Source organism: Streptomyces sp. CA-142005 (assembly GCF_050942335.1).
In the GTDB taxonomy this organism is placed as follows: domain Bacteria; phylum Actinomycetota; class Actinomycetes; order Streptomycetales; family Streptomycetaceae; genus Streptomyces.
Window position 1 is genome coordinate 3,386,853 of sequence record NZ_CP192078.1, and the last position, 25,557, is coordinate 3,412,409.

Genomic DNA, 25,557 nt, shown 5'->3' on the forward strand with positions numbered 1-25,557 from the left:
GTGCGTGGGAGGCGCGGGTCATGCCCGCTCCTCGTCGGTGACGACAGGGGCGAGGACCGCGGGGAGCTCGGCGGACCGCCCGGCGGCGCGCCAGTCGGCGGCCAGTCGCCCAGTACCGAAGGCGCTGTCGTCGCGGCCCAGTTCGGCGGTGAGGTGCTTGACCACCGCCTTGCCGGAGTCGGCGTTGGTCAGCGCGACGAAACCGGTGCCGCCGTGGAGCCGGCTGATCGCCATGTTCCAGTAGCCCGAGGGCTCGCCCCCGTGGCCGAACTCCAGGTCGTCGCCGCTGTCGTCGACGATCGTGCCGAGCCCGTAGAAGGTGCCGGTCTCGCCCGCCAGCAGCTCACGGGCGAGGGCCTGCGGCACCAGCGCGCCCGGTGCACCGAGCAGGGCGTCCCGCACGGCGACCACGAACCGGGCGGTGTCGACCGCGGTCGTCCACAGGCCGGCGGCCGCCAGGTGCGCGCGGGTGCGCCAGCCGCCCTTGAGTACGGCGCCGTGGGCGTCGTGGCCGAGGGCCGTGGAAAGCCCGGAGGTGCGCGGGTGGTCCTGGTCGAAGCTGGTGTCGGCGAGACCGAGCGGGTCCAGCACCAGACGCCGCATCAGCGGCTCGAACTCCTCCCCCGTGGCGTCCTCCAGCAGTTGCTGGAGGACCCAGTAGTGCGTGCTGCTCTTGCGGAAGGTCCCGCCCGGCGGCAGTTCGCGGCGCACCCGTGACGTGTGGGCAGGCGGCCTGCCGTCCAGCAGGTCGAGCAGGCTCGGCATCGGCTCGCCGGGCCGGAACCCGACGCTGCGCTGCCGGGCGAGGCCGGCGCGGTGCCCGAGCAGCATCCGCGGGGTGACCGGTCCGGGGGCGTCCGGGGCGTCGGCCAGGTGCCAGGACGTCAGGTAGGTTTCGATGTCCGTGTCGAGGTCGATCACCCCCTCGTCCACCAGGCGCAGCACGCCCAGCGCGGTCACGTGTTTGCTGATGGAGCCGACCTGGAAGAGAGTCCGCGCCGTCACGAGCGCGTTGCCGCCCGCGGCCAGCACGCCGTGGCCCGCCACGGACGCGACCGCGCCGTCATGGATGACGGCGAGGGCGAGGCCGGGCACATGGTGGTCGGCCATGACGGCATCGATCCCTGGCACGCTCGCGACCGGTCCGGCCGTGCCCGCCGCGGGGCCGCGCTGTGCCGGCACCACCGCCCCGATCAGGGCGGCGGCCTCCGCCGGCGCCCCGGTCGCCAGCGCGTCGGGATCACCCGCTGCGGCCTGCTGCAGCAGCCGTGCCAGCAGTTCGGTGGGTACCTCGACGGTGGCGGGGGCACGGTCCGCGGCGTCCTCGCCCGGCATCCCGGTGGAGGGGGTGTCCGCGCTCACCGTTTGCCCGGCGGGCGGGGTGCCGGTGTTCCCCGGTGCGGCCTGTGCCGAGGTGTCCGCGTCGACCGCCGCCGCCAGGTCGATCAGGGTGTCGTGCTGGTACATCCGGTAGATCGAGACCGCCAGCCCGGCCGCGCGGGCCTCCGCCAGAACCTTGATCATCAGCAGCGAGTGGCCGCCGAGGTCGAAGAAGCGGTCGTGGACGCCGATCTCGGCGACGCCCAGGACGTCCGACCAGATGGCGGCCAGCGCCTTCTCCGTGGGCGTGCGGGGCGGCACGTGGTCCGTGCCGGTGCGCAGTGCTCCGCGGCCGGGCAGGGGCAGGGCGCGGCGGTCGACCTTGCCGTTGGCGTTGAGCGGCATCGCCTCCAGCGCCACGAAGGCCGCGGGCAGCATGTACTCGGGCAGCCGCGCCGCGCAGTGTCCGGACAGCTCCTCGGCGGACGGCTCGGCGGCGTCCGCCGTCGCCGTCCAGTACGCGACCAGGCGGCGGTCACCGGGAACCGGCTCGTGGGTCGTCACGAACGCCTCGCGGACGGCGGGGTGGTCGGTCAGCACCGCCTGGATCTCGCCGAGTTCGACCCGGTAGCCCCGGATCTTGACCTGGTCGTCGATCCGGCCCAGGAACTCGACGTTCCCGTCCGGCAGTTGACGCACCAGGTCACCCGTGCGGTACATCCGCGCACCCGGCGTGCCGGCGTACGGATCCGGCACGAACCGCTCGGCCGTCAGATCGGCACGCCCCGCATACCCGCGGGCCACACCCGTACCGCCCACGTACAACTCGCCCGCGACCCCGACCGGCACCGGCTCCAGCGCCGCGTCCAGCACATACGTCCGCATGTTCGGCAACGGCCGGCCGATCGGCACCACCTCGCGCCCCACCGGCTCCCGCACCGGGAACACGGTCGAACCCACCGACGCCTCCGTCGGACCGTACTCGTTGATCAGGCGTTCCGGGCCGAGGATCGCCAGCGACCGGTCGGCGGTGGTCCCGGGCAGCGCCTCGCCCGCCACCACCGTCACCGCGGCGAGTTCCTCCGCCTGCTCGGTGGTGAGCTGCTCGGCGAGCAGGTCCAGGTGTCCGGGCGTCAGCTTCACGAAGCTGTAGGGCGCGCCGGCCAGCAGGGCGCGGCCCAGCTCCGCCGGAGGCGTGTCCTGCGCCACCGCGAACACCCGCTGTCCGGTGACCAGCGGCGCCCACAGGTTGGGGACCACCAGGTCGAAGGCGACCGACGAGAACAGCGGAGCACCGCCCGTGCCGCGGGAGGCCAGCTCGCGCGCCGCCCACCCCACGTGATTGGCCAGACCCCGGTGGGTGACCTCGACGCCCTTGGGCACACCGGTCGAACCCGAGGTGAAGACCACGTACGCCAGCCCGTCCGGATCGTCTCCGCGCGCCGGCGCCGTCGCCGGCAGGGCGCTGACGTCCTCGTCGGCGAGCAGCACCGCGGTGCCGCGGAACCGGTCCGTGTACGGCTCGGACGTGATCGCCACCCGGGCGCCGGACGTCGCCACGATGGAGGCGACGCGCTCGGCGGGGTAGGACGGGTCGACCGGCACGTACGCGCCGCCCGCCTTCCAGATCGCGAGGAGTGCCGTGATCAGGGCGGGGCCCCGGTCCAGCTGGACCGCGACCCGCGTCTCCGCGCCGACGCCGCGGTCCCGCAGCGCGTGCGCGAGCCGGTTGGCCCGCGCGTCCAGCTCCGCGTAGGTCACCGAGTCGGGGCCGAGGCTCACCGCCGGGGCGTCCGGGACGCGGGCGGCCTGCTCCTCGAACCGCTGGAGCACGGACGCGGACGCCTCCGCGTACGCGGTGTCGTTCCACTCCACCAGCTGCCGCTCGCGCTCCCCGGCCGGCAGCGGCGCGATCCGGGCGTCTCCCTCGGGATCCTGGACCATGGCGGACAGCACCGCCTCGTACAGCGCGGTCAGCCGGTCGGTGTTCGCCCGGGACAGTGCGTGTGTGTGCGTGGTCAGCAGCAGGTACCCGGAGACCGCCGACACCGCCAGGTCGAACTCGGTCGCGCCCTCGGCGGAGCTGCCGCCGACGTCGACGCGTGCGGTGTCGACGTGGTCGAAGTCCTGGTAGCTGAAGCGGACGTCGAGGAGGCGCTCCGCCCCGGCGTCGCGCTGGATCGCGGGCATCGGGTAGCGGCGGTGCTCCCACATGCCCGCCTCATGGGCGAAGACCTCGCGGACGAGCTCCTCCCAGGTGCGGTCGCGGTCCGCGTCGAAGGCGAACGGCAGGGTGTTGAGGTACATGCCGTACACCCGGTCGGCGCCCGGGGCCTCGGGGCGGGCGCTGAAGACGAGACCGGAGTGGAAACGGCTGTCCTCGGTGAGCAGGCTGAGCACCTTCAGGTGCGCGGCGAGCAGCACGCTCTTGACCGAGACCCGGGCCCGTGCCGCAAGGGCGCGCAGCCCCGGCTCGAACTTCTTCAGCTCCACCGCGGCCCGGTACCGCTCGCGTTCGGCCGTGCGGTCCCCCGCCCAGGCCCCCGGAAGGGAGAAACGCGCATGGCCTCCGGTGACCTCCGCCCAGTACGCCCGGTCCCGCTCGGACTCCAGGGAGCGCAGTTCGGCGGCGACGAAGTCGGCGTAGCGCACGGAGGGAGCGGGTGCCGAGGTCGGCTGTCCGCCCTCGCGCACGCGCCGGTACTCGTCGAGCAGCTCCATCAGCAGGGCGCGGTGGCTCCAGCCCTCGGTGATGGCGTGGCAGACGGTCACCCCGAGCCGCCAGCCGTCGTCCTCGACGTGCGCGGCCATCCGCAGCAGCGGCGCCCGCTCCAGATCGAACAGGTCGGCGCGCTCCCGGGTGAGGAACTCCTCGACGGCGGCCGCGCGTCCGGCCTCGTCCAGGCCCCTCAGGTCGTACACGCTCACGGGGATCTCGGCCTCGGCGCGCACCACTTGCAGCGGCCCTGTGTAGCCGTCCAGGTGGAAGGAGGTGCGCAGCATCTCGTGGCGGGCCGTGACCACCCGGGCGGCGGCGCCCAGCGCCTCGGCGGAGAACGGCTCGGACTCCGTGATCCGGAACGACGACACGTTGTGGTAGGCGTGCTTCGTGTCGTCCGCCAGCATCTCCAGGACCATGCCGAGCTGCACCTGGGTCAGCGGGTAGGCGTCCACGGCGTCGTCGGGCAGCAGTGCCCGGTCCTCGGGGGCGATCAGCGCGAACGGCTCGACGGGTGTGTCGATCTCCGTGCGCGCGGGCCGTCCGGTGAGGAACTCGCCGAGCTCGGCGACCGTGCGGTGTTCGAAGACGTCACGGACGCCGATGTCGTACCCGGCAGAGCGCAGGGCGCCGACGAGGGCGACGGCTCGGATCGAGTGTCCGCCGATCTCGAAGAAGCCGTCCTCGACGCCGACCCGCTCCAGGCCCAGCACCTGGGCCCACACCTCGGCGATCCGCTCCTCGGTCACCGTGCGCGGGGCGACGTAGCCGTCGCCGGCCTCCTCGGCGACGTCCGGGGCGGGCAGGGCGCGGCGGTCGACCTTGCCGTTGGCGTTGAGCGGCATCGCCTCCAGCGCCACGAAGGCCGCGGGCAGCATGTAGTCGGGCAGGCGGTCGGTCAGGTGCGCGCGGACGGAGTCCGCGGACGCCTCGGCGGGCGCGTAGTACGCGGTCAGCTCGCCGTCGTGGGTCGTCACGAACGCCTCGCGGACGGCGGGGTGGTCGGTCAGCACCGCCTGGATCTCGCCGAGTTCGACCCGGTAGCCCCGGATCTTGACCTGGTCGTCGATCCGGCCCAGGAACTCGACGTTCCCGTCCGGCAGTTGACGCACCAGGTCACCCGTGCGGTACATCCGCGCACCCGGCGTGCCGGCGTACGGATCCGGCACGAACCGCTCGGCCGTCAGATCGGCACGCCCCGCATACCCGCGGGCCACACCCGTACCGCCCACGTACAACTCGCCCGCGACCCCGACCGGCACCGGCTCCAGCGCCGCGTCCAGCACATACGTCCGCATGTTCGGCAACGGCCGGCCGATCGGCACCACCTCGCGCCCCACCGGCTCCCGCACCGGGAACACGGTCGAACCCACCGACGCCTCCGTCGGACCGTACTCGTTGATCAGCTCCGTGTCGGGGGCGAGCGCGCGCCACCGCTCCAGCGTGGCCGTGGTGAACGCCTCGCCCGCCACCACCAGGACCGGGGCGAGCGCGGCCGCCTCCTCGGCGGTGAGCTGCCGGGCCAGGACGTCCAGATGTCCGGGGGTGAGCTTGACGAAGCTGTAGGGGGCCGAGGCGGTGAGCCGCTGTCCCAGGTCGGCCAGGTCGACGTTCTGCCCGACCGTGTGCACGGTCTGGCCCACGACCAGCGGCGCCCACAGGTTGGGGACGACGAGGTCGAAGGCGACCGACGAGAACAGGGGAGCACCGCCCGTGCCGCGGGAGGCCAGCTCGCGCGCCGCCCACCCCACGTGATTGGCCAGACCCCGGTGGGTGACCTCGACGCCCTTGGGCACACCGGTCGAACCCGAGGTGAAGACCACGTACGCCAGCCCGTCCGGATCGTCTCCGCGCGCCGGCGCCGTGTCGGGCAGCGCGGCCAGCACGTCGGCATCCGGCAGTTCGGTGAGCGTGACCACGGCCGCGGAGGCCTCGCGCATGGTGGCCACGCGCGCCGCCGGATGGGCGGGGTCGGCCGGCACGTAGGCGCCGCCCGCCTTCCACACCGCGAGCAGTGCGGTGAGCAGGTCGGGCCCGCGGTCGAGCTGTACCAGGACGCGGGACTCCGCCGTCACGCCGAGGCCGCGCAGGTGGTGGGCCAGCCGGTTGGCGCGGGCGTCGAGTTCGCCGTAGGAGACGGTGGCGCCGGAGTGCTCGACGGCGACCGCCTCCGGAACGCGGGCGGCCTGCTCCTCGAACCGCTGGAGCACGGACGCGGACGCCTCCGCGTAGGCGGTGTCGTTCCACTCCACCAGCTGCCGGTGCCGTTCGCCCTCCGGCAGGAACGAGGCCCGCGCATCACCCTCCGGGTCCGCGGCCATGGCCTGTAGGACCTGGCGCAGCATGTGCGCGAGGCGGTCCGTGCCGGAACGGCTCAAGGTGCGCGGGGCAGCGGTGAGCACGAGGTGGCCGATGCGGGCCGAGACGCCGAGCGAGAACTCCGTGGGGCTGTCGTCGATGCTGGCGAGGTAGTCGACCTGCTCGTGGTCGACCTGGTCGAAGTCGTGGTAGCTGAAGCGGATGTCGACCAGCCGCTCGCCGTCGGCGAGTTCGCGCTGGATGACCGGCATCGGATAGGCGCGGTGCGGCCACAGCTCGACCTCGCGGGCGAACACGGCGGCGACGAGCTCACGCCAAGTGGCCGCCGAACGGTCGTACGCGAACGGCAGCGTGTTCAGGTGCATGCCGTAGACGCGGTCGGCGCCCAGCACCTCGGGCCGGGCGTTGCACACCAGACCGGTGAAGAAGCGCTCCTCCTCGGTGAGCATGCTGAGCGTCTTCAAGTGGGCGGCGTGCAGCACGCTCTTGAGCGAGGCGCCGGCCTTCGAAGCGAGCGCGCGCAGCCGGTCCTCGAGGTCGTGGAACGGCACGGGCACCCGGTAGGGGGCGCCGGGGTCGTCCGGGTCGCCGCGCCACGGGGCGGGCACGGTCAGCCGGGCGTGACCGTCCACGACCGACTGCCAGTAGGCGCGGGACTCCGCGGACCCGATGGCGTCCAGCTCCGCGGCGATGAAGTCGGCGAACCGGACGGCGGGGCGCGGCTGCTCGGCGGGATCCCGGCCGTCGCGGATGCGGACGTACTCCTCCAGCACCTCCATGAGCAGCGAGTGGTGGCTCCAGCCGTCCAGGATCGCGTGGCATTCGGTGTTGGTGATCCACCAGCTGCCGTCGCCCGCCACATGGGCGGACAGACGCAGCAGCGGTGGGACGGCGAGGTCGAACAGCTCGGCGCGCTCCTGCCGGACGAACTCCCTGAGAGTGCTGAGGAGTTCGTCCTCCACCAGGTGCGAGACGTCGTATACGGCCACCGGCAGTTCGGCGGTCGCGTGCACCAGCTGCATCGGCACGGAGTACGCGGTGAGGTCGAAGGAGGTGCGCAGCACCTCGTGGCGGTCGGCGACGACCGCGGCGGCCGCCCGCAGCGCCTGCGCCGAGAAGGGCCGGTCGTCGCGGATCCGGAACGACGTGGCGTTGTGGTAGGGGTGCTTGCCGTCGTCGGTCAGCATCTCGACGACCATGCCGAGCTGTACCTGCGACAGCGGGTAGGCGTCGACGATCCCCTCGGGCAGCCGGGCCGTGTCCTCGGCCGTGATCGACGCGAACGGCGCGACCGTGCGGTCGGCGTCCGCCGGCGCCGGGCGCCCGGTGACCAGCTCGGCGATGCGGGCGACCGTACGGTACTCGAACACGTCGCGTACGGCGAGGTCGTAGCCGATGGCGCGCAGTCGGCCCACCAGGGTGACGGCGCGGATGGAGTGCCCGCCCAGGTCGAAGAAGCCGTCCTCGACGCCGACCCGCTCCAGCCCCAGGACATCCGCCCACACGGCGGCGATCCGCTCCTCGGCGACCGTGCGCGGGGCGACGAAGCCCGCGGAGCCCAAGGCGTCCTGGCCGGGGGCCGGCAGGGCGCGCTTGTCGAGCTTGCCGTTGGTGGTCAAGGGCAGCGCGTCCAGGACGACGAACGCGGCCGGAACCATGTACCCGGGCAGCCGAGCCGCCAGATGGGAGCGCAGTGCGGCCGGATCCGGCACGGTGTCCCCGGCGCGCGTGACGTACGCGACGAGCCGCTTGTCCCCGGGCGTGTCCTCACGCACCAGCACGACGGCGTCCCGCACCTGCGGATGGGCGGCCAGGCCCGTCTCGATCTCGCCCAGTTCGATGCGGAAGCCGCGGATCTTGACCTGGTCGTCGAGGCGGCCCAGGAACTCCAGGCTGCCGTCGGCCAGCCGGCGAGCCAGGTCACCGCTGCGGTACAGGCGGGACCCGAGCGGTCCGAACGGGTCGGGCACGAACCGCTGCGCGGTCAGACCCGGCTGGTTGAGGTAGCCGCGCGCTACTCCGGCACCGCCGACGCAGATCTCGCCGGGCACGCCCAGCGGCACCAGCCGGCCGTCCTCGTCCAGCAGGAGGACCCGCAGGTCGGCCAGCGGGTGGCCGACCGGATTGCCCGCCTGCGGATCCAGGTCCCGTTCGGTGAGGCGGCGATAGGTGGTGTGGACCGTGGTCTCGGTGATGCCGTACATGTTGACCAGGGCGATCCGCTCCAGGCCGAACCGGTTGGCCCAGGGCCGCAGTTCGGAGACCTCCAGCTTCTCGCCGCCGAAGACCACCGCGCGCAGGGCCAGGTCCGCGTCGGTGTCGACCAGCGCGCGGAAGGCGGTGGGCGTCTGGTTGAGGAACGTGACCCGTTCGCGCACCAGCAGGGCGAGGAACTCCTCGGGGGAACGCACGACGGAGTCCGGCACGACGACCAGGCGCCCGCCGTACAGCAGCGCTCCCCACATCTCCCAGACGGAGAAGTCGAAGGCATAGCTGTGGAACAGCGTCCACACGTCGGCCGCGTCGAAGGCGAAGTGCTCGTGGCCGCGGTCCATGAGGCGGACCACGTTGCCGTGGGTGAGCGCGACGCCCTTCGGCCGGCCGGTCGACCCCGAGGTGTAGATCGTGTAGATCAGGTTCCCGGGGCTGCCGGGGACCGCCGGGTCGGTGTCGGGCTGCGCCGCGATCAGCTCCGCGTCCGCGTCGAGCAGCAGCAGGTCGCCGTCGAACAGCCCGGCGTGCGCCTGCGTGGTGACGACCAGCGGTGCCCGCGCGTCCCGCACGATGTAGGCGATCCGGTCGGCGGGGTTCGCCGGGTCCAGCGGGAGATAGCCGGCACCGGACTTCAGGATGCCGAGCAGCGCGGGGATCAGGTCGGCGCCGCGCTCCAGGCTCAGACCGACCAGGGTCTCCGGGCCGGCTCCTCTGGCGATCAGGGCGTGCGCGACGCGGTTGGCGCGCGCGTTGAGTTCGGCGTACGTCAGGTCCGTGCCGGCGAAGGTGACGGCGACTCGGTCCGGGGTGCGCGCGGCCTGCTCCTCGAACAGCTCGTGCACCCGGCGGGTCACCGGGCGCGGCTGCTGGGGCGGGCCGGTAAGCAGGGCCCGCTCCTCCTCGCCGATGACCTCCAGCGCGGACAGCGTCGCACCGGGGTCGGCGGCGATGCTCGCGAGCAGCCGCAGGAGGTGACCGCGCAGCCGCTCCACCGTCGTACGGTCGAACAGCGCCGCCGCGTACTCCAGGTGCCCGCCGAGCGATCCGTCGGTGCCCTCGCGCAGCTGCAGGTCCAGGTCGAACTTGGCGACCCGGCCCGAGCCCTCGAACGGCGACACCTCGACGCCGGGCAGCTCAAACGCCGCGCTCCGGTCGCCGTGCAGGGTGAAGGCGACCTGGAACAGCGGTGTGCGCGTCAGGTCACGCTCGGGGGCGATCTCCTCCACGATCCGCGCGAAGGGCACGTCCTGGTGGTCGTAGGCGTCCAGCACGGTGGCGCGGGTGCGGGAGAGCAGCTCGGTGAACGCCGGGTCATGGGACAGGTCGCCGCGCATCACCAGGCTGTTGATGCCGTAGCCGATCATCTGCTGGAGCTCGGGGCGGCCGCGGCCGGAGACCACCGTGCCGACCGCGATGTCCGAGCGGCCGGTGTAGCGGGCGAGCAGGGTCTGGAAAGCGGCCAGGAACACCATGAACAGTGTGCTGTCGTGAGCGGCGGCCAGCTCGCGGAGCCGGGCCGCGAGTGCCTCGGGCACCTGGAACGGCACCGCGTCCCCGGCGCCGTCGCGCACCGCCGGGCGGGGCCGGTCGGCCGGCAGGTCCAGCGGCGCGAGACCGGCCAGCTGCCCGGTCCAGTAACGGAGGTGACGCGAGATCACCTCATTGGTCGTGGTCGAACGCTGCCAGGCCGCGAAGTCGGCGTACTGCAGGGCGGGCGGGGCCGGGGTCGCGCCCGTGTACGCCGCGCAGAGTTCCCGGCCGAAGACCTCGGTGGACCAGGCGTCGCAGGCGATGTGGTGGAACACCACGGCGAGCACGTGCTCGTCGGCGGCGACCCGGATCAGCCGGCCGCGCACCGGCCAGTCGCGGCCGAGGTCGAACGTCCGGGCCAGGTCCGCCTCGACCAGGGCGCGCACGGCGTCGTCGTCGGCCGCCGCGGACCGCTCCAGGGACAGCGGCGCCGGGGCGTCGACGACCTGGACCGGCTCGTCGTCCTCGAGGACGTAGCGGGTGCGCAGGATCTCGTGCCGCTCCAGCACGCCCTGCCAGGCCTGTTCCAGCGCGTCGGCGTCGAGGTGGCCGCGCAGCCTGAGGACCAGCGGCACCAGGTACTCGGGGCTGTCGGGCTCCAGTCGGCTGAGGAACCACATCTGCTGCTGACCGTGCGACAGGGGCAGCGGGGCGTTCCGGTCGGCGCGGGGAATCTCGGCGCGGTGCGGCGCGGCGCCGCGCCGGCCCGCGAGTCGCCGGCGCAGCAGCTCGGCGCGGAGCGCGTCGGCATCCGTGCCCGAGTCGACGGGCTTCTCCATTTCCCCGGTGCTCATGCCTGGTGCTCCTTGGTCGGCGGGGTGAGGTCGGCCGTGGCGAGGGGGCCGACGGCGTTCAGCAGGTCGTCGTCGGAGAGCGCGGCCACCTCGGCGGTGACGCGCTGCTCGACCGTGGCAGCGAGCTGGGCGATCGTCGGGCCCTCGAAGACGGTGCGGACGGCGAAGTCGATCCCGAAGTCCTGCTGGATGTGCGAGATCAGGCGGATCGCGAGGATCGAGTTGCCGCCGATGTGAAAGAAGTTGTCGTGCGCCGAGGCCCGGACGCCGAGCAGTTCGGCCCAGATCTCGGCGATTCGCTCCTCGACGGGCCCGCTCGGCAGGACGTGCGCCCCGTCCGCGGGCCGCCCGGGCTCGGGCAGCGCCCGGCGGTCGAGCTTGCCGTTGGCGTTGACGGGCAGGGCGTCCAGGGCGGTGAAGGTCGCCGGGATCATGTACTCGGGCAGCCGCTGCGCGCAGTGGGCGGTGAGGTCGGGCAGCGCGGCACCGGGCTCGGCGGGCACCGCGTAGCAGGCCAGCGCGGGTTCGCCGCCCTCGGGGCGGTGCACGGTGACCACGGCCTCGCGCACGGCGGGGTGCTGCTCCACGACGGCCCGGATCTCGCCGGGCTCGACGCGGTAGCCGCGGATCTTGACCTGGTCGTCGAGGCGGCCGAGGAAGGCCACGTTCCCGTCCGGCAGCCGGCGGACCAGGTCTCCGGTGCGGTAGAGGCGGGCACCGGGCCGGGCGGAGTAGGGATCGGGGACGAACCGCTCGGCCGTGAGGTCGGGGCGGCCGGCGTAGCCTCGGGCCACGCCGGTGCCGCCGACGTACAGCTCGCCCGCGACACCGACCGGGACGGGCCGCAGGGCCTGATCCAGCACGTACATGGTCATGCCGGGCAGCGGCAGGCCGATCGGGAGAACGTCGGGGAGCGGCGCCGCCTCGTCCTGCGGCACCGGGAAGACGCTGGTTCCGACGGAGGCCTCGGTCGGGCCGTACTCGTTGATCAGCAGCATGTCCGGGGCCAGCTCCCGCCAGCGCTCCAGCGCGGCCCGGGTGAACGGCTCGCCCGCCACCACCGTCAGGGGGGTCAGCGCGCTCGCCTGGGCCGGGGAGAGCTGGTGCGCCAGGATGTCCAGGTGGCCCGGCGTCAGCTTCAGGAAGCTGAACGGGGCAGCCTCCGCCAGGCGTTTGCCGAGCTCGGACATGTCCGTGTCCTGAGGCAGCAGGAACAGCCGCTGTCCGGTGACCAGGGGCGCCCACAGGTTGGGTACGACGAGGTCGAAGGCGACCGAGGAGAACAGCGCCGCGCCGCCGTAGTCGTGCCCCGCCAGCTCCCGCGCGGCCCAGGCCACGTGGTTGGCCAGGCCCCGGTGGGTGACCTCGACGCCCTTGGGCACACCGGTCGAACCCGAGGTGAAGACGGTGTACGCGAGCCGGTCCAGGTCCCTGGTCCGGGCGGGCGCGGCGCCGGGGCGCGCGGCGATGTCGTCCGCGTCCGTGTCCAGGCACACCACCCGCACACCGGATGCGGTGAACCGCTTCGCGTACACGGAGGAGGTCACCACCGTGCGTACCCCGGCGGCCTCGCACATCGCGGCGATGCGCTCCGCCGGGTAGGCGGGGTCGATGGGCACATAGGCGCCGCTCGCCTTCCACACCGCGAGCAGCGCGGTCACCAGGTCCGGCCCGCGGTCCAGCAGCACCGCGACCCGCGACTCGGCGCCCACGCACCGCGTGCGCAGGTGCTGCGCGAGCCGGTTGGCGGCGGTGTCCAGCTCGCCGTAGCCGACGGTGTGCTCGCCGAAGGCCAGGGCGACCCGCTCCGGGGCAGTGCGGGCCCGGTCCTCGAACAGCTCGAAGACGGTGCGGTCGTCGGTCGTCCACGCGGTGTCGTTCCAGTCGGCGACCAGCCGGCGGCGCTCCTCCTCGCCGAGAAGCTCAAGGGCGCCGAGCGGCAGGCCGGGGTGGCGCACGACCTGGTCCAGGAGGGTGAGGAAGTGACCGGCCATGCGCTCGGCGGTGGCCCGCTCGAACAGCGAGGTGGCGTACTCCAGGACGCCGTCCAGTGCGCCCTCGGGGGTCTGCCGCATGAACAGCGACAGATCGGTCTTGGCCACCTGCCAGGCCTCGGTGAACGCGGCCAGGTCCGCGTCGTGCGTGACGACGCTGGTCACACCCTCGCTGTGCAGGTCGAAGGCGACCTGGTAGAGCGGCGTGCGGGACAGGTCGCGCTCGGGCTGCAGCTCGTCGACGAGCCGTTCGAAGGGCAGCTCCTGGTGGACGAAGGCCGCACGGGCGACCTCCCGGACGCGTTCCAGGGCCTCGGTGAAGTTCAGGTCGGGCGTCAGGCCGCAGCGCACCACGAGGGAGTTGAGGAAGAAGCCGACCATGTTCTCGGTCTCGGGCCGGGTGCGGCCGGCCACCGGGGTGCCGACCGGCACGTCCCACTGGCCGCTGTAGCGCGCCACGAGCGTGGCGTACGCCGTCAGCAGCGTCATGAACGGCGTCGCACCGTGCGCACGGCCGAGCTCGGTGAGGGCCGCGGCGGTCGGTGCGGGGACCCGGAACGGCACGACTGCTCCGCGCGGGTCACGGACCGCGGGCCGGGGGCGGTCGGCGGGCAGGTCGACCGGGGCGATGTCGTCGAGGGCGGCCCGCCAGTGGGCCAGCTCCCGCTCGACGAGCTCGTCGCTGAGCCGGGTGTGCTGCCAGGCGCCGTAGTCCGCGTACTGCAGGGGAAGGGCCTGCAGCCGGGGCTCGCGGCCGGCCAGGTGGGCGGCGCACAGCTCGCGCAGTTCGCGCTCCAGCACCACCGTCGACCAGCCGTCGCAGGTGATGTGGTGCAGCGTCAGCAGCAGCAGGTGTTCCTCGCCGGGCAGCCGGACGAGCAGCGCCCGCCACAGCGGGCCCGCGGCCAGGTCGAAGCCGCGCCCGAACTGGTCGGCGAAGAGCGCGGGCACATCCTCGCGTGCGGCGTCCGCCACCCGCAGGTCGATGCCGGCGGTACCCGGCGCGTCGATGATCTGGCGCACGTCGCCGCCCTCGGCGACGTAGCGCGTGCGCAGCGGCTCGTGCCGGGCGGCCAGGGCGGTCAGGGCACCGCCCACGGCCGCGGGGTCCAGTTCGGGGGGCAGCCGCAGGAAGAGCGGGGCGACCCACTCGGGGCTGCCGGGGTGCATCCGGTCCAGGAACCACAGGCGGCGCTGGCCCGAGGACAGCGGCAGCCGCCCGCCGCGCGGCACCGGGCGGATGCCCGCCTCCTCGCCGGACGTCGCGGCGGCGCCGATCAGCTTCGCCTGCGCCTCGACGGTGGTGGCCGCGAACAGGCCGCGCAGCGAGAGCTTCTCGCCCGACGCGGCGCGCAGCCGCGCGGCGAGCCGGGTCAGCTGGAGGGACGTGCCGCCCAGGGAGAAGAAGTCGTCGTGTGCCCCGACCTTCTCCCGGCCGAGCAGCTCCGCCCAGACCTCCGCGACGAGCCGCTCCGCCGTGTCGCGCGGGGCCGTGAAGGCGGGCCCGTGCGCGGCGGCGATCTGGTCCGGGCTCGGCAGCGCGGCCCGGTCGACCTTGCCGTTGGGCAGCAGCGGGAAGGCGGCGAAGGTGTGGAAAAGCGCGGGGACATGGCTGTCGGGCAGCCGCTCGGCCAGGAAGGCCCGCAGGCCGGCGGTGTCCACGCCGGCGCTCGCGGTCAGGTAAGCGGCCAGCCGCGTGCCGCCGTCCTCGGCCCGGTACGCCGTGACCACGGCGCCGGTGACGCAGGGGTGGGCGGCGAGAGCGGCCTCGATCTCACCGGGTTCGATCCGGACGCCGTTCACCTTCACCTGGTGGTCGAGGCGCCCGAGGTACTCCAGGGTGCGGTCGGCTCGCCAGCGCACCTGGTCCCCGGTGCGGTACAGGCGCGCGCCGGGCTCGGTGGCGTAGGGGTCGGGGACGAACCGCTCGGCGGTCAGGTCGGGGCGCCCGGCGTAGCCGCGGGCGACGCCGGTGCCGCCGACGTACAGCTCGCCGGGGACACCGACCGGCACGGGCGCACCGTTGGAGTCGAGGACGAGCACCCGCAGGCCGGGGATGGGGCGTCCGATGGCCACCGGTCCGGACGTGAGGGCGGCGTCGACGGGCTGGGCGGTGACGTCGATGGAGCATTCGGTCGGGCCGTAGGTGTTCCAGACCTCCAGGTCCGCCCCGGCCCTGTCCCGCACCCGCGCGACCAGCTCCCCGTGCAGGGTCTCGCCCGCGGAGAACAGGAGCCGCAGGGAACCGCACCCGCCCCAGTCGCCCGCGGTGTCCGCGCCGCCCTCGGGGTTCTGCTCGACGAGCAGGCGCAGCACGGAGGGCACGACCTGCAGCACGGTGATGCCGTGATCGGCGACCGCGCGCAGCAGCGCGGCGGGGTCGCGTTCGGCGCCCGCCGGGGCGAGCACGACGGTGCCGCCGCTGACCAGCGGTGCGAAGATCTCCCACCCTGCGGCGTCGAAGCCGATGGTGGTCTTCTGCAGCACGCGGTCCGCGGCGCCGAAGGCGTGGCGCTCCACGGTCCAGCCGACCCGGTTCGCGATGCCCGCGTGGGTGACGGCGACGGCCTTGGGCTTCCCGGTGGAGCCCGAGGTGAAGATGGCGTACGCGACGTTGTCCGGGTGGACTGCGGGCAGCGGCGCGGACGCGTCCCGCTCCGGGGCGCCCGGCAGGTCCCCGGGACCGACGCGCCGGGCTCCGGCCTCGGTCACCGCGTGCTCCAGGTCCGGGCCGGCCAGCACCAGGGCCGCCCCGGAGTCGTGGATCAGGCCGGACAGGCGGGCCGGCGGCTGGGCGGGGTCGAGCGGCACGTAGCCCGCACCGGCCCGCCAGACGCCCAGCAGTGCGACCACCAGGTCGACGCTGCGGGGCAGGCACACCCCGACCAGCGTCTCGGGCCCCGCCCCCAGGTCCCGGAGGCAGCGGGCCGTGCGCAGGGAGGCGCGGTCCAGCTCCTCGTACGTCACCGCCCGGTCGCCGTCGACGACGGCAACGGCGTGGGGCGTGCGGAACGCCTGCTCGGCGAAGCGTTCCGGAAGCAGTTCGGCGTTCACGGCAACTCCTGTCACTGACCTGGCTGTCGGGCGGACGCGGACTCAGACCGCGGAGGACTTGTACATGTGACGGCGCAGGCTCAGCGGGCGCATGTCGGTCCACACCTCGGCGATCCGGGCCAGGCACTCCTCGCGCGTGCCCTCGGTGCCCTCGGCGTGCCACCCGGCGGGCAGCTCCCGCCCGGCGGGCCACAGCGAGTACTGCTCCTCGTCGTTGAACACCACGCGCTGGCGGGGGCCTTCGGTCTGCTCGGCGGTCATGGGGAACTCCTTCGTGGATGCGGTCGGCGGCCCCGGCCGGGCCGCCGGTACGGGTGGCGGTGCGATGGGTCCGCGCCGGGCGCGGCGCGCGAGCGGCGCCCCGAGGGCTCAGACGGGCAGGAAGTCGTCGACGCGGACTCCGAGGCCGCGCCGTCCGGCTTCCTCGCGCACGAACTCGGCGAGCGCCACGTCCAGTACGCCGAGGCCGAACGGGGAGTAGACGACGGGTCGCTCCGGCTGCCGGCGCACGGTGGCGGTGCCGCGCAGCAGTGCGCCGATCGGCGCGGCGATGAAGTCCCGGTTCCCGGCGGCCTGCTGGGCGAGGTCGAGGGAGGTGCGCTCGCGGCAGACGTGGTCGGCGTCGTCGACGACGTTGACCGCGCCGAGGATCGCCTCGGCCGTCAGGTCTCGCAGCGAGACGTGCAGCACGGTGGTGTCCGGCCCGCAGTCGGAGAGGGTCATGTGCGGGGTCGCCGCGGTGGTGGCCAGCGAGACCAGTCGGTGCGCGCCGAGCCCGGCGGCCAGGTCGCTCACCGGCTGGGCCTTCACGTCGGGCACCTCCTCGGCGCAGCGGAGCGCGAATGCCTCGGCGCGCGCGGGGTCGGTGTCGTAGAGGGCGGCCTCGCGCAGGTCCGGCAGGGCGGCGGCGAGGAAGCGCAGGATCTCCAGGTTGATCACGCCGCAGCCGACGAGCAGGACGGAGGCCGGCGGGCGTGCCGTGGTGAGCTCCCTGGCGGCGAGCGCGGCGCTCGCCGCGGTCCGCCGGGCGGAGATCACCGCGCCCTCGACGAGGGCGAGGGGACGGCCGTGCGCGAGGGAGTTGAGGAGGATGGCGGCGCTCGCCCGCTCGGTGCCGGAGGTGACGTTGCCGGGGAAGGAGGCTATCCACTTCATTCCCGCGGCGGGCCGCTCGCCGCCGCGGTAGGCGGGCAGGCCGATGATGCGGTCGCGGCTGTGGTGCTCTTCGGGAAAGCGCAGGAACACCGAGTGCGGCAGGGACGTCTGTCCCGCGTCGTGCAGCCGGTAGGTGTCGGCGACGAGGTCGATGATCTCCGTCTCCCGGCCGGACAGGACGTCCGTCACGTCGGTGCGTCGGAGGATCAGCATGGGGTTCCCTCTCTGCGGGACGGGCGGGGGCAGGGCACTGTTGACCAGGCGATGGTGGGTTCCGCCGCTATATGCGCCCTATACGGCTCATACGGCCGCCCCTACGCCACCCGGTCAGGGCGTGTCCGACCCCAGCGCCAGAAGGAACTCCAGGTCGTTCTGGGCGACGAGGGCGACGTCGGCCACCCTGGTGGCGGGGGCGTCGAGAGACGCCCCGAGCAGGCGCTGCCAGGTGTCGCCGAACCGTTCGACGGTGTCGGCGTCGAACAGGTCGGTGTTGTAGCGCAGCACCGCCCGGAAGCCGCGGGAGTCCTGGATGATCTCGACGGTCAGGTCGAGCTGGCCCTCCTGCTGCGGCACGTCGCACAGCTCGGCCCGCACACCGCCGAGCCGCACCGGGCCCTCGTACAGGCCCTCGATCGGCAGCCGGTCGGCGGCGACCAGGGTGCAGGAGATCCGGAACAGCGGCCCGCGGGCCGGGCCGCCGGCCAGGAGTTCGACAGGGTGGCGGGCGTGGGCCATGCCGGTGCGCAGCTGCCGCTGCGCCGATTCGACGGTCTCCGCCAGCGTCGTCGCGGGACTGAGGCGGGCGGCGATCGGAAGGATGTTGACGTAGTAGCCGACGGCCTCCCGCGTGCCGGGCGTGAAGCGGGTGGTGACCGGGCAGCCGATGAGGAACCCGTCGCCGCATCCGGACCGGTGCAGCGCCGCCTGGAACGTGCCGAGCAGCCAGGCGAACGGGGTCGCGGCGCGCTCCGCCGAGGTCTCCCGCAGCTGCAGCGCGGTCGGCGGGTCGAGCGCGAACTCGTCGGTGGCCCCGTTGAGGGTGCGTTGCGGCGGTCGTGGCCGGTCGGTGGGCAGCGCGGCCGCCTCGAGTCCCTCGGTCACGGCCCGCCAGTACGCGGCCGCCCGCGCGCCGCGCGGCGAGGTCACGAAGTCCCGTTCCGCCCGCACGTGTTCGTCCCAGCCGGACACCGCCGCGGCCGCCGCCCGGGCGGGCTGCCCGGTACGTGCCCCGTACTCGGCGAACAGGTCGCGCACGAGCAGCCACTGCGAGGTGGCGTCGCTGACGATGTGGTGGGTGACGGTGACGAGGACGGCGTCGTCGGTGGCCCGGCGCAGCAGCACCGCGCGGAAGGCACCCGACCGGCCGAGCCGGAACGGCTCCCGCCCGGCCCGGCCCGCGAGCCGGACCAGTTCGGCCTCGTCGGCGTCGGGGACCTCGCGGACGTCCAGGCGCACCGTCGCGGGCGGATCGGCCCGGCGTGCCGGGCCCTCGTCGGTCGCGGGGAAGCGGGAGCGCAGCAGTTCGTGGCGGGCCACGAGCGCGGTCAGCGCCTCCTGCAGGACGTCGGTGCGGACCCGGTCGCGCAGCCGCACGGCGAGTACGACGTTGTACGCGGGGCTGTCCGGGTCCAGTTGGTGGGCGACCCAGAGCGCTTCCTGGCCGGCGGACATGAGCATGGACCGTCAGTCCTTCCACAGGTGTGAGACGTCACCGAAGTTCTCCCGCACCCAGGTGTCCGAGTAGATGGTGTTGAGATAGCGGTCGCCGCCGTCGGGGAAGATGAGGACGCAGTTCGAGCCCTCCGGAATGCGGTGTCTGATCTTCCACAGGGCGGCCACGGTGGCTCCGGACGAGCCGCCCGCGAGTACCGCTTCACGGGCGACGAGCCGCCGGCACGCGACGACACATTCCAGATCGGAGATGTGCACCACCTCGTCGGCCGCGGAGGAGTCCTTCAGCGGGGGCACCACGGAGGCGCCGTGCCCGGGGATGAGCCGCTGGGTGGATTCCAGCCCGAAGATGGCGCTGCCCATCGCGTCGACGGCCACCACGGTGGTGTCCAGACCGCGTGCCCGGATGTGGTCGCGGCAGCCGCGCAGGGTGCCGAAGGTGCTGACCGAGCAGAAGAGGTAGTCGACGCGGCCGTCGAGGCTCTCCTCGATCTCCCGCATGGTGGTCTCGTGGGCCTTGGGGTTGAGCAGGCTCTCGTACTGGTTCGGCCAGTACGCGTCCGGGATCTGTGCCACGAGCTCGCGCACCCGGCGCAGCCGGACGGGCAGGTACTCGCCGGTCTTGTCGTCACGGTCGGTGACGACCTCGACCTCGGCGCGGAACGCCTTGAGGATGGCGAGGTTCTGCTGGGTGGTCTTGCCGTCCACCACGCAGATGAAGCGCAGCCCGAAGTAACGGCAGATCTGGGCGAGTCCGACGGCGAGGTTGCCCGAGCTGGACTCGACGATCACGGAGCGACCGGGTTCCACCTCACCGCTGTGGATGGCGGCGACCAGCATGCCCAGGGCGGACCGGTCCTTGATGCTGCCACCCGGGTTGAATCTCTCGATCTTCCCGAACACGCGCGAGCCGAAGTGGGGCAGGAGTCTTTCGAGTTGGACGAGTGGGGTGTTCCCGACGGTGGAGAGGATGCCTGGGAACGTCTTCTCGGGCACGGTCGCCCCTTCCCGGAGGAGTCACGGCAGAACAGGCGGGTCTACTGGGCCAGTTCGGCCGAGAGGAACACGGTGATCGCGTCGATCGTCGGATGGTCCCAGGCCAGGGTGGGCTCCACGACGAGCCCGAACCGGTCCTCCACGTCGCCGCAGAGGTTCAGCGCGTACACGGAGTCGAGCCCCAGCTCGGTGAGTTCCGCACCCTGGTCGAGGTCGGCCGGTGAGCACTCGAGGTAGTAGGCGACCCGTTCGGTCAGCCAGGCGCGGATCACTTCGGGCGAGGCGGCGGACGGAGCGGTGATGTCGGTCATGAGTCAACTTCCTTGGCGGACGGGGCACGTGTGGCGAGCCCGGTGCGGAACAGGTCGAAGGTGCGGGCGGTCCGATGACGTCCGGCGAGCTCCTCGTACAGGGCGTCGACGTCGCTTTCGGGGAGCGGGTCCCGGCTCGGGCCGAGGTGTTCGGCAAGGCGCCGCAGCGCCGCGGTGACCCAGAGCGGGTCGGCGAGGAAGGGATCGCCGGGACCGGCTGCCCGCCAGACGCCCAGGCAGGCGGCGGCCGCGAGGAGATGGGCGTACCGCTCCGCCAGCAGGAAGGCGCGCCGGCCGGCCACCGGAGTGCGGTCCCGGGGCGACAGGGCGCCGGCCCGCCGCGTCAGGTCGGCCAGCTCGGCCGTGAACGCGTCGGCGAGCCGGGCGAGTTCGGCGACCGCCGGACGGTGGGCGGCCTCCCGGTCGAGTTCGTCGGCGAGCGCCGGGAGGTGACCGGCCAGGCTGTCCGCGCCGCGCGTGGACAGTTCCAGCCAGGTGAAGTCGAGTTCGGGCAGCGGGTCGTGGAGACGGAACAGCGTCTCGGGGACCGCGGGCGCGCAGGGCGCGCGGTCCAGGGCCGGTCGCCAGGCCCGCTCGGCGAGCCGGGGCAGCTGCGGCACGATGTTCGACAGGCACACGGCCCCGCTCGCATGGGCGAGCGCGACGACGGGCAGGTCGCGGGCCGCCTTCTGGAAGGCGGCGTACGGGCCCTCGCGTACGTAGCTGCGTGCGCCCAGCAGCACACCCAGCCGGTACGAGTTGTCCTGCAGCAGTTTCGGCACGAGGTACTTGACGGCCGCCGACCGGACGCTCGCCTCCTCGGGCAGCAGATGCAGCGACCGGGCGGCGACCATGGACAGCGCGTCGCAGATCAGCAGGTCCACGAAGGCATCCGTCAGGACGGAGCGGGTCAGGGGCAGTGCGCTCACCGGTCCGCCGTACAGCCGCCGCTCCCCCGTGAAGTCGAGGACCGCGCGCAGCTGGCCGTCCCCCACGCCCACGACCATGCCGGGCAGCACGCACCGGGTCACCTGGAAGACCTTCAGCACCGTCTCCATGGCGCCGCCCTCCTGGCCCAGCAGCGCGCCGGCCGGAACGGGGCAGTCGTCGAAGCCGACGCCGCCGAGCAGGCACCCCCGCACGCCCGAGGTGGTGTACCGGGCGGAGCGGTCCACGCGGGCGGCGGGCAGCGCGTCGAGGTCCACGAGCAGATGCGAGTGGCTGCGGCTGCCCGGGCGGTCGTCGGTACGGGCGAACAGCACGGCCGCCTCGGCCCGGCCGATGTTGTTGACCAGTTGCTTGCCTCCGTCGAGGAGGTAGCCGCCGGGTGCGGGCCGCGCGGCGAGCGAGACGCGGGCGAAGTCGCTGCCGTGGTCGAGCTCGGTGTAGGCGGCGACGATCCGGCCGCCGCCGCACAGCAGCTCGGCCGCCCTGCGCCGCTGCTCGGCGCTGCCGTCCGCCCAGACGGGCAGCCCCGCGATGAAGCTGGTGACGCCGTGGCCGATGCCCAGGCTGCAGTCGCGCCGGAACAGGCTCCGCATGAGCAGCGAGAAGCGGTCGGCGCGTTCGAAGCGTCCGCCGAGCGCGGCCGGGACGAACTCGGCTCCGAGCCCGAACCCGGCCAGTGCCCGCTCCCCTTCGGGCAGCAGCTCCCCCCGCTCGTCGGCGGCGAGGACGGCCCGCAGGCCGAGGGGGTTGTCCGGATCGTCCGGATCGCCGAGCAGGGCCTCCAGGTGCCGGATGCGCTCCAGGGCGGTGGCGTGGTCCGCCGGAGCCTGTGTCGCGCCGGTGGTCAGCAGGTTCGTCATGCCGCGTCCTTCGCCGAACGGGTGGGGTCGGTCGCCGTGCGGCCGGTGGTCGCCACGCTCTCGGCCAGCGGGCAGTGCAGCAGCGAGAACAGCAGTCCCCGGTCGGCCTGCGCGTACAGCGCGGGCAGCAGGCCGTCCAGGGCGGGACCGTCGGCGTCGTCCAGGTCGGGCACCCGGGTGAGGCGGTGCAGCAGCCGGGCCAGCACGGCGTCCAGCCAGGCGGCGCCCTCCCACAGCGGGCCCGTCGCGCGGGCGGTGCCGGCGTTCTCCAGCCACAGGTGCACGCTCGCCGCGCCCGCGTACACCAGGGCGTATCTGCGGGCGGAGGTGAACGCCGCAGCGGGCACGGCACGCGCCCGGTGGCGATGGGCGGCCATCTCCTCGTGCACCTCCTCCGCGACGGCCAGCAGGGCCCGGGCGCGCTCGGCCACGGAGGACGGCGCCGCCTCCTCGACCCGGCGCACGGCCCCGGGCAGGGACTGCACCACCCCGGAACCGGAGCGGGCGTACAGGGTGAGCCGGCCGTGGTCGAGCGCGGGCGGCGGCCCGTCCAGCCGGGCGGCCGCGGCAACCCCGTCGAGATCGGCGCGCCCAGCCCGCCAGCCTCGGTGGAGCACGGGGAACTGGTTGATCAGGGAGTTGAGGTTGACGGCCGTACTGCCGTCGAAGATGCCGACGATACGGTGGTCGCGCTCCAGCTTCTGGAAGGCGCCGTCGGCGAAGTCCTCCACCAGCATCGCCCGGGCGCCGAGCAGCCCGCGCAGGGTGCCGATCACCTCGTCGCCCAGGGTCGGCACCAGGTACTTGACCGCGGCCGACACCAGGCTCTGCTCCTCGGTCAGGGTGTGCGCGGAGCGGGTCGCGACGAGGCTCACGGCCTCCATGGCCAGCAGGTCGGCATAGCACTGGGCCAGACTGCGCGCCGCGTGCGGGAGTTCGGCGAGGGGGCGCCGGTACAGGCGGTGGGTACGGGCGAAGCCGACGGTGATGCGCAGTGCGTGGTCCGTCATGCCCAGGGACATCGCGGAGCACAGGGTGCGGGTGATCTGGAAGCCCCTGAGCACGGTCTCCAGGCCCTCTCCCTCCCGGCCCACCAGGGCGTCCGCGGGTATCTCGGCGCCGGTGAAGGCGATGCCGCTGATGTCCGCGCCGCGCACGCCGTGCGTCGGCACCGGCGGCAGCGCGCGCCAACTGCCCTCGGCGAGCCGGGCCTTGTCGACCAGGAAGAGGCTGAAGCCGCGGCTGCCGCCCTCCTGCCTGGTGCGGGCCAGGACACAGACGAGATCGGCCCGGGTCGCGTTGTTGATGAGCCACTTCTCGCCGTCGAGCCGCCAGCCACGCTCGGTGCGTTCGGCCCGCAGCCCGCCGGCCAGCAGATCGCTGCCGTGGGCCTGTTCGGTGAGCGCCAGGGAGACGACCGCGCCCCGGGTGATGCGTCCGGCGAGTTCCTCGGCCTGCTCCGTGCGGCCCGCCACCCAGACGGACACGGCTCCCAGGTAGGTCTTGGCGTGGGCGAGGGCGGAGGTGAAGTCGCGCCGGGACAGCATCCTGATCAGCTGCAGCAGTTCCTCGCCGCTGCGCAGCTCGCCGCCGTGCTCGGCGGGCACGAACCAGCGGGGCACGCCCAGCGCGTCCAGTTCCCGGCAGACCGCCGCGGGGAACGCCTCCGCCCGGTCGAGTTCCGCGACACGCCGGTAGGAGAACTCCAGGCGTTCGTCGTGCGGGTCGCCCAGGCGCACCTCCAGTTCCCTGGCGAGTGCGAGGGGATCCCAGTCCGCGCCGGCCGGCGTGGACGGCACGCTCAACTGGTGGGCAGGGCCGGTGGGGCCGGCCGGGGCGCGGAAGGCGGCGCGCAGCTCGGCCGACAACTCCTCGTGGAGCGACGTCAGTTCGCCGGTCTCGAACAGCGTCCGCATCCGGGTGCGCCTGATCTTGCCGCTCGTGGTGCGGCTGATCCGTCCGGGCTTGACGAGGACGACACCGCCGACCCGGACCCCGAGGCGACGTGCGAGCCCGGCCCGCGCGGTGCGGGCCAGAGCGGTCAGCTCCTCGGCGCGGCGGCCGCGACCGCGCACCTCCTGCACCGCCACGATCTCCTCGCCCGCGCCGGCGCCGGGCCGGCACGCGAAGACGGCGGCGGGCAGCTCGGCGAAGGCCGCGTCGATGTCGCGCAGTTCGCGCTCGATGTCGTGCGGATACAGGTTCCGCCCGTGCACGATGATCATTTCCTTGAGCCGGCCGGTGACGTACAGCTGGCCGGAGCGCAGCGCCCCGAGGTCGCCGGTGCGCAGGAAAGGGCCGTGGCCGTCGGCGGTCGTCGCGCGGAAGGTCCGCTCGGTCTCCTCGGGCCGGTTCCAGTAACCGAGCGCGACGCTGTCGCCGCGGATCCAGATCTCGCCGACCCTCCCCTCGGGCAGTTCGGTGCGGGTCGCGGCGTCCACGACGCGCACGTCCAAGCCGCGCACCACACCGCTGCCGGCCAGCTCCCGCACCGTGGCCCCCGGCCCGGCCTCGGCCACCTCGTCACGGGCCAGGGCCGCGGCGTCGGCGCGCAGCACCGTCGGCAGCTCGTCGGCCGGGGTTCCCGAGACGTAGAGCGTGGCCTCGGCGAGGCCGTAGCCGGGCAGCAGGGACCGCGCCGAGAAGCCCGCGCCCGCGAAGCGCTTGGCGAAGCGGTCCAGGGTCGCGGCGTCGACCGGTTCGGCGCCGTTGCACGCGTAGGTCCAGCGGGACAGGTCGAGCCCCGCGGTCTGCTCCTCGGTGAGGTGCCGCGCGCACAGGTCGTAGGCGAAGTTCGGGGCGCAGCTGATGTCCGCGCCGTACCGGTCGATCAGCCGCAGCCAGGAGACGGGACGCTTGAGGAAATCGGTGGCCGACATGAGCACGGCGGTGCCGCCCAGGTGGAGCGGGGCCAGCATCATCGCGATGAGCCCCATGTCGTGGTAGGCGGGCAGCCAGCTGCACCAGGTCATACCGCCGTGCCAGCCGTGGCTGTCGCGCATCAGCCGCAGGTTGTGCACGAGCGCGCCGTGCGGGACCATCACGCCCTTCGGGTCGCTGGTGGAGCCGGAGGTGTACTGCAGGAAGCACAAGGTTCCCGGTTCCACCCGGCGTTCGGCCCAGGCCTCAGCGTCGCCGGCGTGCTCGGCGGTCTCCACGGCGGCCGCGGCCAGGTCCGGCAGCTCCGCGCGCCCGGCCTCCAGCCAGCGGGTCACGGCGGGCAGCCCGGTCTCGTCGGTCAGCACCAGCCGGGCCCCGGTGTCGGCGGCGATCGCCGTGGTCCGCGACTCCTGCCGCCCGAACCCGCCGGGCAGGGGCACCGGGACCGGTACCGCCCCCGCGTAGAGGCAGGCGAGGAAGGCACGGACGAACCCGGTGCCGGGGCCGCAGGACACCAGCACCCGCTCGCCGGGCCGTGCCCGCCGCCCGAGCCACTGCGCGGCGGCCCGGGCCCGCTCGTCCAGTTCCGCGTACGTCAGGTGCTCCTCCGCCTGTCCGGCGCTGAAGCGGACTGCGCTGCGCGCGGGTGTCCGTGCGACCCTGCGGCGCAGTGCACTGACGAAGCTCTCGAAGTCGGTCACCCCAACTACTCACCCTCTGCGGCTCGTTGGGCCGCGTTTCGCACAGCAGCGGTATGAGCACCAGCGAACCGGCGTCCGCTATGCGGCTCCT

General features: G+C 73.8%; 9 protein-coding genes. All 9 read right to left on the minus strand.

The genetic code is table 11. The features are described 5' to 3' along the window. Positions 1-18: 18 nt before the first annotated feature. Entirely contained in the window at positions 19-10,896 is a 10,878-nt protein-coding gene (locus tag ACQPXS_RS16060; protein WP_433449945.1) for an amino acid adenylation domain-containing protein, read from the minus strand. Continuing rightward, positions 10,893-15,944, minus strand: a complete 5,052-nt coding sequence (locus tag ACQPXS_RS16065) for an amino acid adenylation domain-containing protein (protein ID WP_433449947.1) — start codon at positions 15,942-15,944, stop codon at positions 10,893-10,895. Before ACQPXS_RS16065 ends, ACQPXS_RS16060 begins: the two co-directional genes overlap by 4 nt. A 42-nt stretch (positions 15,945-15,986) precedes the next feature. Further along, positions 15,987-16,205, minus strand: a complete 219-nt coding sequence (locus tag ACQPXS_RS16070) for an MbtH family protein (protein WP_433449948.1) — start codon at positions 16,203-16,205, stop codon at positions 15,987-15,989. A 108-nt stretch (positions 16,206-16,313) separates the two neighbouring features. Continuing rightward, positions 16,314-17,312: a 2,3-diaminopropionate biosynthesis protein SbnB gene (sbnB, locus tag ACQPXS_RS16075; RefSeq protein ID WP_433449950.1), complete on the minus strand. Its 999-nt coding sequence runs from the start codon at positions 17,310-17,312 to the stop codon at positions 16,314-16,316. A 114-nt stretch (positions 17,313-17,426) separates the two neighbouring features. Beyond that, positions 17,427-18,776 (minus strand): condensation domain-containing protein, encoded by a 1,350-nt coding sequence (locus tag ACQPXS_RS16080; RefSeq protein ID WP_433449952.1) that lies wholly within the window; start codon positions 18,774-18,776, stop codon positions 17,427-17,429. A gap of 6 nt (positions 18,777-18,782) precedes the next feature. Further along, positions 18,783-19,766 (minus strand): 2,3-diaminopropionate biosynthesis protein SbnA, encoded by a 984-nt coding sequence (sbnA, locus tag ACQPXS_RS16085; protein WP_433449953.1) that lies wholly within the window; start codon positions 19,764-19,766, stop codon positions 18,783-18,785. 41 nt (positions 19,767-19,807) lie between these two features. Continuing rightward, complete coding sequence (locus ACQPXS_RS16090; protein ID WP_433449955.1) at positions 19,808-20,077, minus strand: acyl carrier protein; 270 nt, start codon at positions 20,075-20,077, stop codon at positions 19,808-19,810. Further along, on the minus strand, positions 20,074-21,885 hold the full coding sequence (locus tag ACQPXS_RS16095; protein WP_433449956.1) for an acyl-CoA dehydrogenase: 1,812 nt from the start codon (positions 21,883-21,885) through the stop codon (positions 20,074-20,076). Before ACQPXS_RS16095 ends, ACQPXS_RS16090 begins: the two co-directional genes overlap by 4 nt. Further along, on the minus strand, positions 21,882-25,466 hold the full coding sequence (locus tag ACQPXS_RS16100) for an AMP-binding protein (RefSeq protein WP_433449957.1): 3,585 nt from the start codon (positions 25,464-25,466) through the stop codon (positions 21,882-21,884). The genes ACQPXS_RS16095 and ACQPXS_RS16100 overlap by 4 nt, the downstream gene beginning before the upstream one ends. Positions 25,467-25,557: the final 91 nt, after the last annotated feature.

Excerpts from the sequence above, each read along its gene's own strand:
- ACQPXS_RS16090 (WP_433449955.1), bottom strand. The coding sequence starts at position 20,077 with ATGACCGACATCACCGCTCCGTCCGCCGCCTCGCCCGAAGTGATCCGC.
- ACQPXS_RS16070 (WP_433449948.1), bottom strand. The coding sequence starts at position 16,205 with ATGACCGCCGAGCAGACCGAAGGCCCCCGCCAGCGCGTGGTGTTCAAC.
- ACQPXS_RS16095 (WP_433449956.1), bottom strand. The coding sequence starts at position 21,885 with ATGACGAACCTGCTGACCACCGGCGCGACACAGGCTCCGGCGGACCAC.
- ACQPXS_RS16060 (WP_433449945.1), bottom strand. The coding sequence starts at position 10,896 with ATGAGCACCGGGGAAATGGAGAAGCCCGTCGACTCGGGCACGGATGCC.
- sbnB (WP_433449950.1), bottom strand. The coding sequence starts at position 17,312 with ATGCTGATCCTCCGACGCACCGACGTGACGGACGTCCTGTCCGGCCGG.
- ACQPXS_RS16080 (WP_433449952.1), bottom strand. The coding sequence starts at position 18,776 with ATGCTCATGTCCGCCGGCCAGGAAGCGCTCTGGGTCGCCCACCAACTG.